The following is a 16830-nucleotide window of genomic DNA, read 5'->3' on the forward strand; positions in this document are numbered from 1 at the left end:
GGCAGTCACCACGTACCTCCCGGATAAGCGCGCGTCAGGTATTGCATATCAATGAGTAGTTCGACTAACTCTTCGCCGTGCACGCCTCTTTTCCCCCCGCTCAGAACATATTCCATGCGCAACGGCTCAAGAGTGGCTTCCTGAAGCACATCATTCACATACTCCAACCAATCGGGATACAGTTCAGTCAAGTCGCAGCCAATCCCTTGCGCATGCATCTCTTTATCCAGCGCATCCATCTCAAAAAGCTCGTAGAGATAAGATTCATAAAAAGCTAGCGCCTGGACACAAAGCTCACGACTTCTGGCACTGCCATCTCCCAGCCGTAAAACCCACCCCTTACTACGTCGCAAGTGATACGTTGTCTCTTTCAGCGCTTTCGTTGCAATCGCGGCAACCTCCTCATCGCTGGACTGGGAGAGTTTACGCAGCAGCAGGCAGTGCCAGCTGTCAAACAGGAACTGACGAATCTGGGTATCAGCAAAATTTCCCCGGACTTGCTCAACCAACAAGAGGTTGCGAAACGCCTGAACTTCACGCTTATACGCGAGATCGTCTTCGCTTTGTGCGGGAACCATTTGTCTGCCTGAAGCTTCCAGCCAGAGACGAGCCTGTCCCAGCAGATCTAGCGCGACATTGCTCAGCGCCAAGTCTTCTTCAATGGTCGGAGCATGGCCGCACCACTCACATAAGCGCTGGGATAAAATCAAGGCATTATCGCCAAGGCGCAACAGGTATTCCGCACGCATCTTTTTGAGTTCCGGCTTCAAGCTCATAGGTGCTTCACCCCTTCGGGTACTTCGTAGAATGTCGCATGGCGGTAGCGTTTATCCTCCGCCGTTTCAAACCACGGCCCCTGGGGCACGTCGCCGCTGGTCATCAGGTTTTCCGAAGCCACCACCCACAGGCTGACAAAATCGCCTCTGCGCGTAAAAATATCGCGCGCATGCGAGAGCGCCATCTCAGCGTCGCTAGCCTGAACGCTTCCCACGTGGCGATGGCTGACGCCCCGTTGTTGACGAGCAAACACTTCCCAAAATTTCCACTTATCCATACTGTTGCTGCTCCCGTTTGTTCTGCTTAACCGTATGACACAATGCCGCCTCACGAACCCATGCACCTTCTTCCCAGGCACGGCGTCGGCTGGCAATTCGCGCCTTGTTACACAGACCATTACCCTGGATTACCCGGTTAAATTCATCCCAGTCGATCTCACCCGTTTCGTAATGACAGGTTTCTGGGTTAAAACGTAAATCGGGATCGGGAACGGTGAGTCCTAAATACTGGATTTGCGGCACGGTCTGATCGATAAACTTCTGGCGCAGGGTATCGTTAGAGTAAAGTTTTATTCCCCAGCGCATCGCATTGCGGGAATGCACCGAGCGCTCATCCGGGGGGCCAAAAACCATTAGCACGGGCCACCACCAGCGATTCAGCGCCTCTTGCGCCATTTCTCTTTGCGCCTGCGTGCCTTCAACCAGTTTGCGAATCAGGTCAAACCCCTGACGATGATGAAAGCTTTCTTCCTGGCAAACACGCACCATTGCTCTGGCATAAGGCCCGTAAGAGCAGCGGGTCAGTGGCACCTGGTTGACTATGGCAGCGCCATCCGTCAGCCAGCCAATCATTCCGACATCAGCCCAGGTAAGCGCAGGATAGTTGAAAATATTCAGATATTTAGCTTCGCCGGACAGCAATTTACTGTACGCCTCGTCACGGCTGAGACGCAGGCTTTCCAGTGCACTGTAGAGGTATTGCGCGTGACCGGCTTCATCTTGTACTTTCGCAAGCAGGATACATTTTCGGCTCAGCGTTGGCGCACGTGTTATCCAACGTCCTTCTAACAGCATCCCTATATATTCTGAATGTGCATGCTGGGACATTTGTCGCTGTAGTGCCCGACGATAATCGTCAGGCATCCAGTCCTGCGGCTCTATCTTTTCGCCGCGCTCGATACGTTTCTGGAACTCATCCGTCAACACTTCAATATTCGGTGTCATGACCTCGTCCTTAGGCACTCAGATAGTCAAGGAGAGATACGGGCTCAGTCCGATTCATGGACTGACGCGTTACAAAATGATTCCAGCGTACATCTTTGAGTATGCCGCGGGCACCCTCGTCAAAATCACGTTGCCAAGTCCAGAAGTTGTCTCGAATTTCGCGCTTGAGCACTTTTCCCGTAGAACCAGTCGGCAGTGAAGCGCCATTAGCGAGAACCCCGACACATAGCGTGTAATCAGGGAGGTTACTGCGGCCCAGGAAGGGATAGCACTCCAATGCCAGTGCCAGAATTTCATCTGCGCTAACCGCTGTGCCCGGCTGATGTTGTACCAGTACCAGCACCGCTTCTTCTCGCGTAGGCCCGCGAGAAATACCCACAACACTGACATCCAGCAACGCCTCATGCTGCAATAGGTGCTCTTCGAGCAATAACGTATAAGCCTGAATGCCCATCGGCGTTGGGATGGCATCGACGATTCGATCTAAATGGACATATTCACCGTTTTGCAGACGCAGGCCGATATCACCAGTCAGCCAGTAACCATTTAGCGTAGTGAGGGAAGTCAGGTGCGGCTGACCATAATAGCCCGGAGTTACCGTTGGCGAACGCACGCCTAGATAGCCCGGTTCTCCGTCAGGCAGGCATTCCCCCTGCGGCGTGAGAATATCGCAATGCGCATAATCGGCTGGGGTCCCCACCCGGCGTTTGCTGCCAACATGCTTCGCTGTTGATACATTGAAAAATTGGGACATCCCCAACTCTGAAGCACCGAACATGTCGGTAAAACGCCCTTCTGGAGACAAACGCAGCAGCGCCCGAATATGTGCCTCGTGGGCCGTATCACCGGTGTTGTAGTAACGCTGTACGCTTTTCAGATATGCATCGGGTAGGTCTAAGCCAGCAAAAGAGGCATAAGTTTGCGAGAAAGCTGTAACGATAGTGGCATCGAAATCCGCGACACTCTTTGCCACCGATGCCCCCGTTTGGGTCGCCAGTGCCAGCGTCGGGAGTTGTAGCATCGTCGCCGTCATCAAATAACTGATTCCTGCTGCATGAGTAGGCGGCATCGCGGTCACCAGCCGATCGTCCTCACGCGCCATGAAGCCACGCAGGCGTTCCCTCTTACCATTGAAGAACTGCGCATGGCCAAACAGGACTGCTTTTGGGATTCCAGTCGTTCCAGAACTGTGGCAAATCATAACGATAGTGTCGTCATTCATCACCGCTGGCCATCCAGCTTCAAGCGGTGCCAGGGGGACTGGCAAAGAACGGCTAAATACGGCTCGTAATGTCGTTATTTTATTTAATGGACTATTTTCCCCATTAAGTTCCCAACGTGACTCTGTTTCCCGGTCATATACCAAAATATCAAAATTATTGCGTTTTACATATACTTCTGCAATATCAGCCCGCATATGCCCATTAATTAAAACAGGAATACACCCAAGGCTATTTAATGCCAAAAAATGGAGAAACGAGGGTATTCCATCACCCAGAAAAAGACAAATATGCTGACCAGATAAAACCCCTTGCTGGCGATACCATGCGGCTAGATTCTTAACCAATTGATACAGTGTATTTAGAGAAAGCTCGTTATAAACAGAACCATCCGCGCCCGTAAAAGGTTTTTCTAAAAACAGAAAACTTTCATCACCACCATTATAGGCAGCATAAGATTTAAACAAAAAGTTTCCCGCACCTAATTCCTTGTCACTAAATAAATCTTCCCATACTTTCTTTTTCTTCAGGTAATTCATATAGCGCACACTCCATTCAGAACAAATAGTCATCGCGGTAGTATTACCGCAATGACTATTTAATGACGGTTGGTTTTAAATGATATGAAATATTTCTTTTTTTATCCGGTATTATTGACGCATACCAACCGCCAAACGGTTCATACCATTCATTAATGCAATAGCGTAAGTTAAATCTGAGATCTCTTTATCCGTATAATATTCTTTTAATGGCAGATAAGCTTCATCGTCAGCGTGTGTTTCCGTGACGTAAGTTAGCGCCTCGGCCCATTCCAGTGCCGCTTTTTCACGCAAGGTAAACTGTGAACTAACACGCCAGCCCGCCAATTCAGCCAGACGGCGATCGGTTTCGCCTTTCTCGCGCAGTGCTTTGGTATGCATATTCAGGCAAAACGAGCAGCCGTTAATCTGAGAAATACGTAAATAGATTAGTTCAACCAAGGGCAATCCCAGGGAGCTATTTTCCAGCTCCTGCTTTACCAGCCGAAAGCCCTGTAATAGCTCCGCAGATAGTTCATAGTAAGGGAGACGTAAGCTTGACATAACAATACTCCAGCGTTAGTTATACAAATGAATAGAAATAGAATGCGTGTTTGATTACTTATATAAATTTACGGCACATCGGTTTTAGACTTTATCTCGCCCAGGAAATAGAGTAACGCTGCGCAGGCTGAACAGGGTAATACGCTAAAATTCAGCATTAACTTTACACTCTGAAAAGCCGCCATACTGATAGCAAAAATCAAAAATAACCCTGCCGTCGCTAAAGCAGTCATCTTGGGCTTAATACCAAGTAGCAGCGCTATCCCTAATACAAACTCCAATATATTAACCACCCATCCAACTACGGGGATAAATGCCGCTGGGGCCCATGGGGCCAATAAACTCACATGAAGGAAGAATTTATTCATATTCCCCCACGAAACCCCAAGCTCCCCAGCATTTCCCCAAAATCCGAATCGATCCGCCACAACTGAAAGAAAAGTCGCCGCAAGAGCTATACGTGAAAAATAAATAATAAATTTAAGGTTTTTTAATTGCAGCATGGTGTCCCTGTAATCTTACTGTCCAATCATCACATAACAATAGAAAAACAAAGTTTTCGAATATAATTGATACACACATTGCTTCCTACAAGATTGATTTTATTTTAATTGATTACCCCTCTCCTTTTAAGGGATAAGAAACAATTTATTAACCATGACATGGTGACAAACAATCTGACCTCGGCCCAAAATCCGGCTACTGTGAATTTAGGCGGTCATTGCAATTCAGCACCCGGTAATTAGACATAACCATTTGTATAGAAAGGAGTTTGTTAAACTTTCGTTCAATTTGAAAGCAATATCATTCAGTTCATACTGAGGGTAAACCTATCACGCTCGTTCCCTTGGGAAAGGTATTGTCGTAACAGGTCGCTGGTGTTTTCGTGGTTCCTCGCCGCCATAGGCAAATTCACTGAAAAATAAGAACAGTGTGCTTATTCATACTAAAGCGCTGGTAGATAGCACGATCCATGTCAGGCTGTTGTGTCACTGCGCGGTTATTTGCGCCAGCGATGAGAGCACTTTCCTGGTACCTGGATGGGGTTGGTTTCGTTTTCCTCGGGTTGGAAGCGAACGATGGCGTTTTAACCTGTATTGAGCGTGTCGGCGATCTCCCGCGTCGCCATGATGCCTGTGGCTGGCTCAGCCCGGAACAATGTGTAAACCAGGGCCTTGCTTAGCGCTATGTCCATTGTTCGTGGGCAAGAAAACGTACTCTTCATAATAGAAGAGAAGAAGCGTTTCTGTGCGTTCTTATCGGGGATTTGTCAATACAGGCCCTTTGCACGATGCGGCAATACCAATGAGTTCAGTGCCTTGAGGGGGAATACAGAGCAACCCACCACGACACCTAATTCATTGAGGTTCATGACTCAACCGGAATATTGAAACGCAAAGATGTTGCCAACAGTCCGCACCGAAAGTAAAACCGGTGACCAAGGCTGTTCGATAGCGGTGTGTCTAGCACCAGCTTACCGCAGCCTGAGGAACGAGCCAGCTCGCTCAGATACGACATCATGCTTTCACCATATCCACAACTACGTTGCTCTTCTGAGGTCACCAAATCCTCTACATAAAAAAAACGTCCATGCACAAGATTTTCCTGTATGCGGTAGCCAGCCAGGGCCACAAGTACATCGTCAATGAACAAGCCATCCAGAATATAGCCCTCTCCGGTCTGACGTTGCCAACGAAGCCAGAACTCATCTTCCGAACTCAGATGCGGCCTAAGTTGCTTTATCAGCCGAAAGCTGGCCCGAACATCTGACTCAGAAACAATGTGCCGAAAGGTTGAAACGCGTTGAGTAGACATTCTTGTTTCCTCTGCTGATTATTTTGCTTAGGGATCGGGGGAGTGAACTGTATAGCAGCGCGTTCACGTTCAGAATAAATGTCGGCATCGTGCCAGGCTGTAACCCATTCGATTTTGATAAAAACCAGTCCCGCCTCGCGCGTCATACTGAATGAAACTGAATACAACATTCACAACCATTGAGTTGAGAAATACGACGTTTAATCCATCCAGTAAGTCATTTATCTAGGCCGGCGTTGTCGATAGCTCTACCCAGCATTCCTGGAACGGCGACGACGTCTGGAGCTGCCAGCTCACAAGAGGACCCGTCACTTCGATGCTGACGATGAGGTGTCATGATTTCTCTCGTCTGATAATATAAGAACTCGAACAACAATATATGAGTTCTTATATTATGCACAAGTCAAGATCGCACGATATGTCGATTCCTGAGCTGGGGGAAGGAAAGCGGGGTGAGAAAGGCCATATAGGCTACCTACTGCGACAGGCTCATGCCGTACACAAAATCAGAATGGAAAAAGCTCTAAAAGAAACGGGTTTGACCCTGCCTCAGTTCTCAGTGATGACGATGCTCGAAGCCTATCCGGGTATCTCTGGTGCCGATCTGTCCCGTTTATCGCTGCTGACTCCACAGACAATGAGTGTCATTGTCGGAAATCTGGAGCGTGCGGGAATGATCCGCCGGCACCCACATAAAGAACACGGCAGAATTCAGGTCATTGAACTAACCGATTCAGGGCAGAGAACGCTCATGCTAAGCAAGTCAGTGGTCCAATCTGCAGAATCTGGTCTGCTTTCTGCTTTATCCTCTTCAGATGAAGCATCAGTGCGGCGATGGTTGGTTAGCGTGGCTAAATTAGCTACGTAGCGGGGTTTGAGGGCTTCTAAAGTTAATTCAATATCTTATTATCTCTAGAGAGTAATCATATAACATATACGACGTTTATATTATTACGATATGTATTTAAATAGGGAGTCAAACCCAGGAAACAGAACGAGTTTTTTATTTCACCCTTCCCTTACGAGCCATTTTTTCGCTATATGTTTTTCTTAACAAGTGAAAGAAAAATAAAGTGCACAGCCTTGTTTTTAAATTCCGCCCCCCCATTATGTTCTTTATGACAAGGCCTACCCCTCGCAAAAATAAACTAAAACCCCTTATAAATCAACATATTAAAGCACGAACTCATAATCACTGATGATATCCCTCACCAATGAATCATTTAATCCATTAAATGAATTGTTTTTTGTGATTGCTCGCCCTTGTTAATCATAATGGCACCCGCAACATTAATTAAACCGAGTTGATGGTCTTGCTCTGCGTTATATAGGCATGTGAATATCATCATTTCACTCACGGTCACAAAAACCGGATAGATATCATAAAACACGCCTAAATAACACGAGCACTTATCAAGCCAAAAATAAAATTCCTCTGATGATGGAGAAAATCGTGTCATGATTTTTTATTTGTGATTTTAACCGATGAAGTTTCCTGGCTCGTTTTTAAAAAATTCAGGCGAGATCCACCTGTAGCGTATATTCAGTTTTTCCTATTTTATTATTCTCCCGATGCAGTTAAAGAATTTCTCATGTCTTTACTCAGCGTTAAACAGACGTGATTAACTAAACAAATCTATAACGACAACGATAATTTTCTATATTTCAGTGAAAACTTTCTATGAAGTAGATTGTTTAACACGACACTATTAGCTTTTTACTTCGTCGCCTGAGGAAGGGACGCAGGAACGGCACACGGCATAAGTCTCGACCAAATCACACTAATGCGCCACGCAGACCTCGCAGGCTCAGAGAGGGTGCTGAATATCAGAGATGACCGGATTACGTTTGACGTCCTCGCGGACGGCGAGCAAAGAGTTAAAGCTCACCACGATAGGCTGGATATCAGCGGGACGGCACCACTCCCCTGAAATACGGATACGAACAATCTAATGCGTGTGGCATGACAGCATTATGCTTCCATTTCGACGGGAAGCTAATAGCCCACCAGTAACACACTGGTGATTAATCTAAGTGAAGTACTTTAAAAGGTAAATTTATGTCTATGATGAAAAAAACAATGCTGGCTACGGTCATTCTGGCTGGCGCAGGCATGGGGGTGGCTCAAGCCGGCGTGAATGGCAGCGGTATTAACGCGACAGCTGACCTGGTATTTTCCAATGCCACCAATGTCTCAAATGCGATTACGGCGCCCACTGGCTTAACCGCCAGAAAAAGTGCAGATAATAATGTTATTGCTACCGGTTTGATTCGTTCAATAGATGGTCTGGCTCATGCTTATGCGGTTAGATTTAGCCCAGACATCGATACCTCAACGGGCGGTACATCCATGCCTAGTGCGGTTGTAAGTGGTAAAAACGACAGCGCAAACAAAGTGACGCTGGTACTGAATGGCGTAGCGAGCGACAGCAGTGCCATGCCTAAGGACGGTTACTTGATCGTTGGACTGGGTAGCACGGCTAACGAGACGGTTAAATACTCAATCGTTATGCCTGCAGGTCAAACTGTAGCCGCAGATACTTATACTGTAGGGACTGTTGCATACACCTATACCTCATAAAAATATCGTTAGGGTAATCAAAAAAACCTATCATCAGCGCGACTAAGCCAACACCAAAATTCGGTAGGTTTCAGCCAGCGATAGAGAACGGTTAACAACACTGTTCTTTTCACAGCCTGCGGGGAATGTCTAAAGACATTCCCCGCAATCGTATTGCAATCATCCCAATACATAATAGCGGCATCAGTTCCGAAATCTTGCGACAGACTGATTATGCCCTCTGGTGAGTTCGCTATGCTTATCGCTTATTTACAAAACATCCCATCATCATCGTCCTGAAGGATATCGGAGGCGGCTGGATGGTGAAGAGAATCGGGAATTTGGAGAGTCTGTTAAATACGCCCGGGTATTTTCAATACGCAGGCCAGACGTTCATTCATCAAGATGCCGAATTTTCCATCATGCGGTTTTAGCTATATCCAGGGCAATTAGAGTCCCCAACATGCAAAAGTTGTAGCAACGGGCTAACTCGACCGCTTATAGGATATATTCAACAGGTATCAAGTACCGTGGATTTACCTCCCGGCGCTGACCGAATAGGCCGAAAGCCGGAGCGAAGCGGTGGAATGGGTATCTTTACAACAAAATGACGGTTTCGAATTACCCAATAAGTTCAGAATCACGTGGACGCCCCCATCCATCGCTTAACATTTACGACTAGAACATTTAGCCAGCTTAACGACCTAATTATCAGTAACAAACACCCCTCGCACTGTGAATTTATTGTTAATTTCTTATTTTATTTTTGTTTTATCAATGAAATCCAAACAAAGTGCATAAACCTATTTTTGAAATACCCCATCCTCTTAATTTTTATAGGACCGAGCCGACGTTTTATCACCGGCCGAATTATTACAACAATCCATAAATATCAATATCTTATGCAACAATTATAACACTTAACCTGATCGGATTTAGCGATCAAACATATATTTTTTGATTCATTAAATCTATCAAGACAAAATAGTTGCTCACTGTTGTCAATTATTAATAAGCATGTATTATTAGTCGGCGTGAGGGGGTTACAATATAGAGGAGCGTGAGGGAATACTGCTCTTTTAGTGGAAAGCAGTGAGTGTTTAGATATTCTGATCCCTCCCCCCCATAGGGTGTGGAATATAATCCACCTCAGGACTTGATTAGGGGATAAATTATCAAACAGTAATGTAAGTGATTCTCTGATTTTCTTGAAAGTGCCGAACTGCGAGATTTACTGGAACGCCCTAATGGGAAGCACGACATTAGATATGAAGATTTCATTACATATAAAAAAACTGAACACTTTCATTTGGGATATATACCTGAGATAAGCATAGGTGAAAATAATTATTTCAATCACATTCTTCAGAACACGGGGGGAGATTCCCAATTCGTGACAACAACAACGTAATTTTTATCCAAATATTCCTTTGGGCAAGATTGTTGTTTTGAAGAAAGGGGGTGATGATTTATTAGTTACCTTTCACTATTTGAATGATATTGACTCCACCGACTTAGCGTTTCCTGGTGGTGGCATGAGCGTGTCTGGATTTTGGATAATAGTTTTGAATCGATGGATAGCCAACTTAATTATATTCGAGATCCTCTGACGAGCCAGAACGGTACCGTATATATAGTTTTCCCTATTTTATTATCCCCCGATGGAGTCAAAGGAGGTCTTATGTCTTTATTTAGCATTAAACAGACGCATCTTATTAAACAAAAAAACAACGAAAACGATAAGTCTGTCTATCTTAGTAAAAACATTCTTGGTGGTGTACTGATTAGCACGACCTTATTAGCTTTTTCTCCATCGTCTTCTGCGGAAGGGGCGAAGGAACGGCAGACGATAGCCGCCACGACAAAAGTCTTTGAAATTAAGCTGGGCGCCAACCGGCTAATTTACCGTCCTAACTCTGCTGGCGCAGAAATTTCAGTGACTAATCCACAGGATTACCCGATTTTGATTCAGGGAAAGGTCTACAACGAAGACAAGAAAACCGCCGCGCCGTTTATTGTCACACCGCCCCTTTCCCGACTTGAAGCAAAGCAGCAGAGCCGCCTGCGGATCATTAGGACGGGCGGCAGCATAGACAACGACAAGGAAACCCTGCAGTGGTTCTGCGTAGGCGGCATTCCCCCAAAGGGTACCGATGTATGGGCGCAGGATAAAAATGGCAAATCGCTGGCACCGTCTTCTATACGTCTTCAGGTGGAGGTTAGCGCGCACCTGTGTATCAAAATGATGACCCGTCCCTCTGATGTGAAAGGAAGCCCGATGGACGGTGCTGATGCCCTTCAGTGGCACCAACAAGGTCACCAACTGAGCGTAACCAACCCGTCTCCGTTCTACATAAACCTATCTTCCGTTTACGTGGGCGGAAAAGCCGTACAAAACATCGAATATGTTGCTCCACGCGCTTCCCGCACCTTCCACCTGCCGGAAGGCGCTGGCGGACAAGTGAGTTGGAAAATCATTACTGACGAAGGTGGCGAAAGTCACCTCTTTCAGGCACCGCTGAGATGATCCCGGCGCCTTAGATAATGAAGGTTAGATCACCGAGTTTTATCGCCATCAGCATATGTTTGGCACTGCAGTCAACACTTGTACAGGCTGAAAAATGGGAGTTTAACGCCTCTGCCCTGGGCGTTAGCGATCAGGATGTCGCGCTGTTTAACCAAGGAGGCCAGCTTCCCGGTACCTATCGGGTGGGGGTACTCCTAAACGGAGAGTTAGTGGATTTACGCGATGTGACCTTTCGGCTGGAGAAAGACGCTGCCGGAAAGAATGTCCTGTCTCCCTGCCTGGATCGGGTACAGCTTTCACGGTACGGCATCAAAACAGATGATTATGCAGAACTAGCAGCGGGGGCAGACGGCTGCGCAGAACTCAGTGCCATACCGGGAGCCAGCGCGGAGTTCAGCTTCAGCGGACAGCAGCTTTTACTGAGCATACCTCAGATCGCGTTGCGCCCAGAGTTAACGGGAATTGCACCACAAGAGATGTGGGATGACGGGGTGCCCGCTTTCCTGATGAACTATCAGGCCAGCGTCAATCGCTCGGAAAACAGAGCCGGAACGGGTAACAGAGTCGAGTCAGGCTACCTCCAGTTGGAGCCTGGGGCGAATCTGGGTCCTTGGCGGCTACGTAATTCCGTCACCTGGGAGAGCAAACGGGGACAGTCGAGAGGCTGGCAAAGCGCATACACATACCTTGAGCGCGGCCTCTACAAAATGAAAAGTCGCCTGACGCTGGGGGAGCGTTTTACCCCCTCAGATGTGTTTGATAGCGTCCCCTTCCGCGGGGTGATGCTGGGGGCAGATGGAAACATGGTGCCGTCAAATATGCGCTCATTTGTCCCGATAATACGCGGCATTGCCCGTACTCAGGCCCGTGTGGAAGTGAGTCAGAAAGGTTATACGATTTACAGAACCACGGTAGCGCCAGGCCCATTCCAATTGGAAAGCCTGCCGGTCTTTGGCTCGGGTGGAGACCTGATGGTTACCGTCATTGAGGCGGACGGCAACAATCAGGTGTTTATCGCGCCATATCAGACGCCGGCGATAGCACTGCACAAGGGATATCTGGATTACAACCTGATGGCAGGAAAATACCGTTCGTCGTATGCCGGCGTAACTCGCGCGAACGTAGCACAGGCCGTAGTGATGTACGGGTTGCCCTGGAATCTGACCCTTTATGGGGGCTGGCAGGGGGCGACGCATTATCAGGCACTGTCTGCCGGGCTTGGTATCTCGCTGGGACGATGGGGAAGCCTCTCTCTGGATGCTACCCGCGAACGCGGCCAGCTGTATGAGCACAACGCGGAAGGCGGCGGAACCAGGCGGCTGCGCTACAGCAAGTTGATAGACGCAACGAATACCACGCTCGCACTGAGCAGCTACCAATATTCCTCATCCGGTTATATGGCGCTGTCAGATGTTTTGGACAGTTATCGCCAAAACTCCGGAACGTCGAATACGAATAGACGAAAATCCCGGAACGCTCTGACCTTGAGCCAGTCACTGGGTAACGCCGGAAGCCTTAGCCTGGGGGGTTATCAGGACCGCTACCGCAGCAGTCAGCAGGACACAACAGGATTAAGCGCCAGCTACAGCGTCGGTATACATGGGGTTTCCCTGTCGCTGAGCTGGTCGCAAAACCGCAGCGGAGGCCGTAACGATCAGCTGGTGAGCGCAGTAGTCAGTATGCCGCTATCCCGCTGGATGGGTGGCAATACGCGGGCCAGCGGACAAATAACCTCGCCCGTTCACGGATCAAGCACCGAGCAGTTGGGCCTCAGCGGAGATTCGTACGACCACCAACTGAGCTGGAACGTGATGCAGTGGCATCAGTCCGGCATGGGCGATCACAATAGTAGTGCCCTGCAGCTTGGTTGGAGAGGGACCTACGGACAGCTTGATGGAAGCTACAGCTACAGCCCGTCTTACCGACAGGCAGAGCTGGATGCGTCAGGTGGCCTGCTGATTACCCGCGATGGGCTGGTTGCAGGTCAAACGCTGGATGACACGGTGGTTCTGGCGGAAGCGCCAGGCGCTTCCGGAGTCCCGGTAGGCGGTATGACAGGCGTGAAGACAGATTTCAGAGGGTACGCAGTACTAGGGGGGCAGCAGCCCTATCAGAAGAGCGTGGTCAGCCTGGATCCAACATGGCTGCCAAATGACGTCGAAGTCACTCAGACCGACGTCACGGTGGTGCCAACCGGGGGGGCCGTCATCCCGGCCGCCTTTACCACCAGCCTCGGGGGAAGAGCACTGGTAACCCTGACCCGTCCAGACGGCAGGCCTGTGCCTTTCGGAACGCTGGTAACGCTGCTGGAGAAAAATTTATCCACCACCAGCGTGGCCGATGAAAGCGGACTGGTCTATCTGTCGGGCCTGCCGACTACAGGGCAGTTACAGGCAAAATGGGGCGCCTCTGCCGAGCAGCAGTGCCGGGCGGATTACCATCTGCCAGACAAGGTCGGCCCCGCTGGCGTGTATACAGTGACGGTGGCCTGTCATTGATGATTACACGGATGAAAATAAGGAAATCTTTCGGAGAAAGGCTGATGAAAGATATAGGCAAAGCGGTTGGCTGTCTGCTGGTGGGCATCCTGGGTGTAATGACCACCTACCCCGTACAGGCAGACGAGACTCCACGGCTGGGGCTGCGAATGAAGCATGGCCTGCAGGCGCATGTAGTAAAAGACGGAATGCGTCTCGGTCAGGGCACGCTGGTGAGCCATGAAGCCCACGCCGGCTTCCGGTTGTGGAGCGAGGTTCAGACTTCCTCCTTCCCGACAGGCCATTTTGTGCTGTCCGGGAAGCAGAATGATGCACATAAGCTGCGTATCCGGCTGGTGCCGAGAGGACTTACCGCCGAGGGTAGCCCTGGCAGCTCAGAGATGGTTCTGAATACCAAAGATGATCGGGTTGTGTTTGACGTCATCGCAGACGGCGAGCAAAGGGTTGAAGCTGACCATTATAGGCTGGATATCAGCGGGACGGCTCTGCCCCCCTGAAATAGGGGTACGAACTATCTGATGCGTGTGGCATGACGGAATTATGCTTCCATTTCGATCGGAAGCTAATGGCCCACCAGTAAATACTGGTGATTAATCTAAGTAAAATACTTTAAAGGGTAAATTTATGTCTATGATGAAAAAAACAATGCTGGCTGCGGTAATTCTGGCTGGCGCAGGTCTGGGCGTGGCTCACGCTGGCGTGAGTGGTAGCGGTATTAGCGCGACAGCTGATCTGGTATTTTCCAATGTCACCAACATCACCAATGCGATTACTGCATCCAGTAACTTGACCGCCGGAAAACATTCGGCAGACGATACTATCGCTACCGGTTCTATTCGTTCATTGGACGGGCTGGCTCATGCTTATGCGGTAAAATTTAGCCCAGACATCGACACTTCAAAGGGTGGCATGTCCATCCCTAGTGCGGTTGTCAAAGGTAAAAACGACAGCTCCAACCAAGTCACTCTGGCATTGACTGGTGTAATTGGCGAGAGCGCTGTACCTAAGGATGGTTACTTGATCGTCGGACAGAGTAGCGCTGCTAACGAGACGGTTAAATACTCAATCGTTATGCCTGCTGGTCAAACTGTAGCCGCAGACACCTACACTGTAGGTACTGTTGCATACACTTACACCGCTTAAAAAAGCATCATAGGGTTGTCAAGAAAACCCTATATTTAGCACAGCTAAGCCAACACCAAAATTCGGTAGATTTCAGCCGACGATAAAGAACGGTGTTTAACAACGTTCTTTTTGAAGCCAGCGGGGGTGTGTTTCAAGACACTCCCCCGCTTTCATGTATTTTGACATCTGGAAAACTAAATCCCGTTCTTCCCCAACAATAATCGACTCATCATTATATGTATAAGTGACATGTCCTGATAAGGTTGACACTTTTCGGCCTTACAATGCCCAATAAACTCCCTCGGGCGTTTTGTATTTTAACGACAGATGGGGACGCCGAGTGGTGTTGATTTTCACCGACTCTCTGACCATTTTTTGCCTGCGTGATATCTTTTGGTTTAACAGCAGATATTCCATTTATAAAATCTCATTTCCGCGTTCTGCCCATGCATTCTGATAGCAGTCATATCCGTTCGTCATTGAGCAGATGACGCCATGTCGTTCATGTTATTCCTGATATTTTGTAGAGCAGTATTGGATACCTCGATCGGAGTGATGCACCAGCGGTGCTCGCGTGCGCCTCTTCACCAAGGCCATTTTAAATGCTCTTATAACTTGATGCGTATGCACACTCTCATGCACACACTATTCTTCTGCCTTTCTCGACCAAAAAACCGGCACACGCGCGTGACGGTGAGTCCCGGCGCTTGTGCTTGCAACGAGGCGGGGTCGGCTCACCCCACCTTAGACGCCCTCATCAGGCTGGCTAAAGTGTTGCATGTCTCGCTGGATGGACTGGTGTTTGATGACCACGAGCGTGGCCCGTCTGATGATTTGGCGTTGCAGTTTGAGGCCGTCAGCGGGATGCCCGAAGAAGAGCGCCGTATTATCAAGGCGTTACTGGATGGGATGATACTGAAGTACCAGGCTAAAAAGATTACTGAACGCGGTTGTAAGTCAGAACCCGCCATACCCCCAGCATTACGACGCCGGAAGGTCGGCTATGTCAGCCGCCGTCACGCCGACCGCAATGACATGACGCGCTATTACAGCCGCAGCCCCAGCCTGCACCTCAAGGGCCACTGGTTGGAAGCGGCAAGATTTGGGACCGATACACCGGTTGTTATCACCGTTGAACATGGCCAACTGCTGATACGCACTGTGGCTGAATGACGGATAAAAAAATCCCGGCCTTTTTAGGGGCCGGGGTTTTTATCCTTGATTTAATAATTTTTTTCTGGCTTCGTTTAATGCATTCTGAAGCCAGTCAAAATCCAATGCATTAATGTTGGACGAAAACTCAACTTTAATATCATTAATGCCATTTTCTTGTTGCAAAAGAGCAATGAACTCATCATTACAATAAATTTCAGCTATTAATTTTTCATAATCAATATCACTAGTGATTATGATCTTTAATTGATCTTTAAAATTCATAATTAAGGTTCCAAAAATCCACGGAAGTTACCTTGAGGATCGAATGTAGCTCCGCGCCCATCAGGAGCTATAACATCAAATCCACCAAAACGATTCCCTTCTTTTACTGAAGCATTCGGTGCATTAATTATTCCATCCAATATTTTTTCCCTTGCTCGTTGATTTTGTAGTCCCTCCGTTTTTTAGTACCACCGCCAGTGAGGATCTCCGGCCAGTTTTTGCCTCGCATAGATAACGGGTGGCATATCACCCAGTGTGCTATGCGGGCGTTCTTCGTTATATTCTGTGCGCCAGTCTTCTGTTAGCACGCGGACTTCTGACCGTGTTCTGAACAGATACCTATCGAGTATTTCTGTTCGTAGCGTTTTGTTAAATCGCTCAATAAATCCATTCTGCATCGGCCTGCCTGGCTGAATAAAATCGAGTTTCACACCATGTCATTCTGCCCATTCGGCTAAAGCAACGGCAGTGAGTTCTGGCCCATTGTCACTTCGTATAAAAGCCGGGTAGCCTCGTTCTGCGCTTAATCGTTCCAGAATACGCACAACACGATGAGCCGGTATATT

16 protein-coding genes and 3 pseudogenes are annotated in these 16830 nt (G+C 48.3%); 8 read left to right on the top strand and 11 right to left on the bottom strand.

The window, feature by feature from the left end; translation table 11 throughout:
- Positions 1 to 5: 5 nt before the first annotated feature.
- The 7 genes from paaC to BLU64_RS02830 all read right to left on the bottom strand — a co-directional run bounded on the left by paaC (position 6) and on the right by BLU64_RS02830 (position 6117).
- Positions 6 to 776 (bottom strand): 1,2-phenylacetyl-CoA epoxidase subunit PaaC, encoded by a 771-nt coding sequence (gene paaC, locus BLU64_RS02800; protein ID WP_081825697.1) that lies wholly within the window; start codon positions 774 to 776, stop codon positions 6 to 8.
- On the bottom strand, positions 773 to 1054 hold the full coding sequence (gene paaB / locus BLU64_RS02805; RefSeq protein WP_026742255.1) for a 1,2-phenylacetyl-CoA epoxidase subunit PaaB: 282 nt from the start codon (positions 1052 to 1054) through the stop codon (positions 773 to 775). The genes paaC and paaB overlap by 4 nt, the downstream gene beginning before the upstream one ends.
- Positions 1047 to 1979 carry a 1,2-phenylacetyl-CoA epoxidase subunit PaaA gene (gene paaA / locus BLU64_RS02810; RefSeq protein WP_200873744.1) on the bottom strand — a complete coding sequence of 311 codons (933 nt, stop codon included), beginning with the start codon at positions 1977 to 1979 and terminating at the stop codon, positions 1047 to 1049. The genes paaB and paaA overlap by 8 nt, the downstream gene beginning before the upstream one ends.
- A gap of 31 nt (positions 1980 to 2010) precedes the next feature.
- The gene (locus BLU64_RS02815; RefSeq protein ID WP_026742253.1) at positions 2011 to 3759 is read right to left on the bottom strand and encodes a class I adenylate-forming enzyme family protein; all 1749 of its coding nucleotides are present in this window, start codon (positions 3757 to 3759) and stop codon (positions 2011 to 2013) included.
- Positions 3760 to 3870: 111 nt separating this feature from the next.
- Positions 3871 to 4302 carry a carboxymuconolactone decarboxylase family protein gene (locus BLU64_RS02820; RefSeq protein WP_026742252.1) on the bottom strand — a complete coding sequence of 144 codons (432 nt, stop codon included), beginning with the start codon at positions 4300 to 4302 and terminating at the stop codon, positions 3871 to 3873.
- A gap of 68 nt (positions 4303 to 4370) precedes the next feature.
- Positions 4371 to 4805, bottom strand: coding sequence for a hypothetical protein (locus BLU64_RS02825; RefSeq protein WP_026742251.1), 435 nt, complete (start codon positions 4803 to 4805; stop codon positions 4371 to 4373).
- Positions 4806 to 5670: 865 nt separating this feature from the next.
- Entirely contained in the window at positions 5671 to 6117 is a 447-nt protein-coding gene (locus BLU64_RS02830; protein WP_071999755.1) for a GNAT family N-acetyltransferase, read from the bottom strand.
- A 418-nt stretch (positions 6118 to 6535) separates the two neighbouring features.
- Here BLU64_RS02830 and BLU64_RS02835 point away from each other — a divergent pair, with 418 nt between their 5' ends.
- The 6 genes from BLU64_RS02835 (at position 6536) to BLU64_RS02865 (ending at position 14845) form a co-directional block, all read left to right on the top strand.
- Entirely contained in the window at positions 6536 to 6985 is a 450-nt protein-coding gene (locus BLU64_RS02835) for a MarR family winged helix-turn-helix transcriptional regulator (RefSeq protein ID WP_235195079.1), read from the top strand.
- Positions 6986 to 8176: 1191 nt separating this feature from the next.
- Complete coding sequence (locus tag BLU64_RS02845; RefSeq protein WP_026742247.1) at positions 8177 to 8698, top strand: hypothetical protein; 522 nt, start codon at positions 8177 to 8179, stop codon at positions 8696 to 8698.
- Between the two features lie 1660 nt (positions 8699 to 10358).
- Positions 10359 to 11204 (top strand): fimbria/pilus periplasmic chaperone, encoded by an 846-nt coding sequence (locus tag BLU64_RS02850; RefSeq protein ID WP_081825696.1) that lies wholly within the window; start codon positions 10359 to 10361, stop codon positions 11202 to 11204.
- A gap of 17 nt (positions 11205 to 11221) precedes the next feature.
- Positions 11222 to 13702 (top strand): fimbria/pilus outer membrane usher protein, encoded by a 2481-nt coding sequence (locus tag BLU64_RS02855; protein ID WP_026742245.1) that lies wholly within the window; start codon positions 11222 to 11224, stop codon positions 13700 to 13702.
- A gap of 44 nt (positions 13703 to 13746) precedes the next feature.
- Positions 13747 to 14199 carry an AfaD family invasin gene (afaD, locus tag BLU64_RS02860; RefSeq protein ID WP_157755368.1) on the top strand — a complete coding sequence of 151 codons (453 nt, stop codon included), beginning with the start codon at positions 13747 to 13749 and terminating at the stop codon, positions 14197 to 14199.
- Between the two features lie 127 nt (positions 14200 to 14326).
- Complete coding sequence (locus BLU64_RS02865; protein ID WP_026742243.1) at positions 14327 to 14845, top strand: hypothetical protein; 519 nt, start codon at positions 14327 to 14329, stop codon at positions 14843 to 14845.
- A 261-nt stretch (positions 14846 to 15106) separates the two neighbouring features.
- Here the strand turns inward: BLU64_RS02865 and BLU64_RS17565 are convergent.
- A pseudogene (locus BLU64_RS17565) lies at positions 15107 to 15469 on the bottom strand (transposase); the annotation flags it as partial.
- Between the two features lie 78 nt (positions 15470 to 15547).
- On the opposite strand from BLU64_RS17565, the pseudogene BLU64_RS17805 reads away from it, so the two are divergent.
- Together BLU64_RS17805 and BLU64_RS17810 are read left to right on the top strand one after the other, a co-directional pair.
- Positions 15548 to 15778, top strand: a pseudogene (locus BLU64_RS17805) (RstR family transcriptional repressor); the annotation flags it as partial.
- Positions 15779 to 15862: 84 nt separating this feature from the next.
- Entirely contained in the window at positions 15863 to 16000 is a 138-nt protein-coding gene (locus BLU64_RS17810; RefSeq protein ID WP_327062220.1) for a SymE family type I addiction module toxin, read from the top strand.
- A 39-nt stretch (positions 16001 to 16039) separates the two neighbouring features.
- Here the strand turns inward: BLU64_RS17810 and BLU64_RS02875 are convergent, their stop codons facing one another.
- From BLU64_RS02875 to BLU64_RS02880, 3 genes and pseudogenes are all read right to left on the bottom strand, one after another.
- Positions 16040 to 16264, bottom strand: a complete 225-nt coding sequence (locus BLU64_RS02875; protein ID WP_026742241.1) for a hypothetical protein — start codon at positions 16262 to 16264, stop codon at positions 16040 to 16042.
- Between the two features lie 2 nt (positions 16265 to 16266).
- Positions 16267 to 16404 carry a hypothetical protein gene (locus tag BLU64_RS17365; protein WP_162174218.1) on the bottom strand — a complete coding sequence of 46 codons (138 nt, stop codon included), beginning with the start codon at positions 16402 to 16404 and terminating at the stop codon, positions 16267 to 16269.
- Positions 16405 to 16446: 42 nt separating this feature from the next.
- Positions 16447 to 16830 (bottom strand): annotated as a pseudogene (locus tag BLU64_RS02880) (integrase core domain-containing protein); the annotation flags it as partial.

Source organism: Lonsdalea quercina (assembly GCF_900107885.1).
GTDB lineage: Bacteria > Pseudomonadota > Gammaproteobacteria > Enterobacterales > Enterobacteriaceae > Lonsdalea > Lonsdalea quercina.

What these genes read in the sequence shown, in the direction of transcription:
- paaC (WP_081825697.1), bottom strand. Translation starts at nt 776, where the DNA reads ATGAGCTTGAAGCCGGAACTCAAAAAGATGCGTGCGGAATACCTGTTG.
- paaB (WP_026742255.1), bottom strand. Translation starts at nt 1,054, where the DNA reads ATGGATAAGTGGAAATTTTGGGAAGTGTTTGCTCGTCAACAACGGGGC.
- BLU64_RS02815 (WP_026742253.1), bottom strand. Translation starts at nt 3,759, where the DNA reads ATGAATTACCTGAAGAAAAAGAAAGTATGGGAAGATTTATTTAGTGAC.
- BLU64_RS02820 (WP_026742252.1), bottom strand. Translation starts at nt 4,302, where the DNA reads ATGTCAAGCTTACGTCTCCCTTACTATGAACTATCTGCGGAGCTATTA.
- BLU64_RS02825 (WP_026742251.1), bottom strand. Translation starts at nt 4,805, where the DNA reads ATGCTGCAATTAAAAAACCTTAAATTTATTATTTATTTTTCACGTATA.
- BLU64_RS02830 (WP_071999755.1), bottom strand. Translation starts at nt 6,117, where the DNA reads ATGTCTACTCAACGCGTTTCAACCTTTCGGCACATTGTTTCTGAGTCA.
- BLU64_RS02835 (WP_235195079.1), top strand. Translation starts at nt 6,536, where the DNA reads ATGTCGATTCCTGAGCTGGGGGAAGGAAAGCGGGGTGAGAAAGGCCAT.
- BLU64_RS02845 (WP_026742247.1), top strand. Translation starts at nt 8,177, where the DNA reads ATGTCTATGATGAAAAAAACAATGCTGGCTACGGTCATTCTGGCTGGC.
- BLU64_RS02850 (WP_081825696.1), top strand. Translation starts at nt 10,359, where the DNA reads ATGTCTTTATTTAGCATTAAACAGACGCATCTTATTAAACAAAAAAAC.
- BLU64_RS02855 (WP_026742245.1), top strand. Translation starts at nt 11,222, where the DNA reads ATGAAGGTTAGATCACCGAGTTTTATCGCCATCAGCATATGTTTGGCA.
- afaD (WP_157755368.1), top strand. Translation starts at nt 13,747, where the DNA reads ATGAAAGATATAGGCAAAGCGGTTGGCTGTCTGCTGGTGGGCATCCTG.
- BLU64_RS02865 (WP_026742243.1), top strand. Translation starts at nt 14,327, where the DNA reads ATGTCTATGATGAAAAAAACAATGCTGGCTGCGGTAATTCTGGCTGGC.
- BLU64_RS17810 (WP_327062220.1), top strand. Translation starts at nt 15,863, where the DNA reads ATGACGCGCTATTACAGCCGCAGCCCCAGCCTGCACCTCAAGGGCCAC.
- BLU64_RS02875 (WP_026742241.1), bottom strand. Translation starts at nt 16,264, where the DNA reads ATGAATTTTAAAGATCAATTAAAGATCATAATCACTAGTGATATTGAT.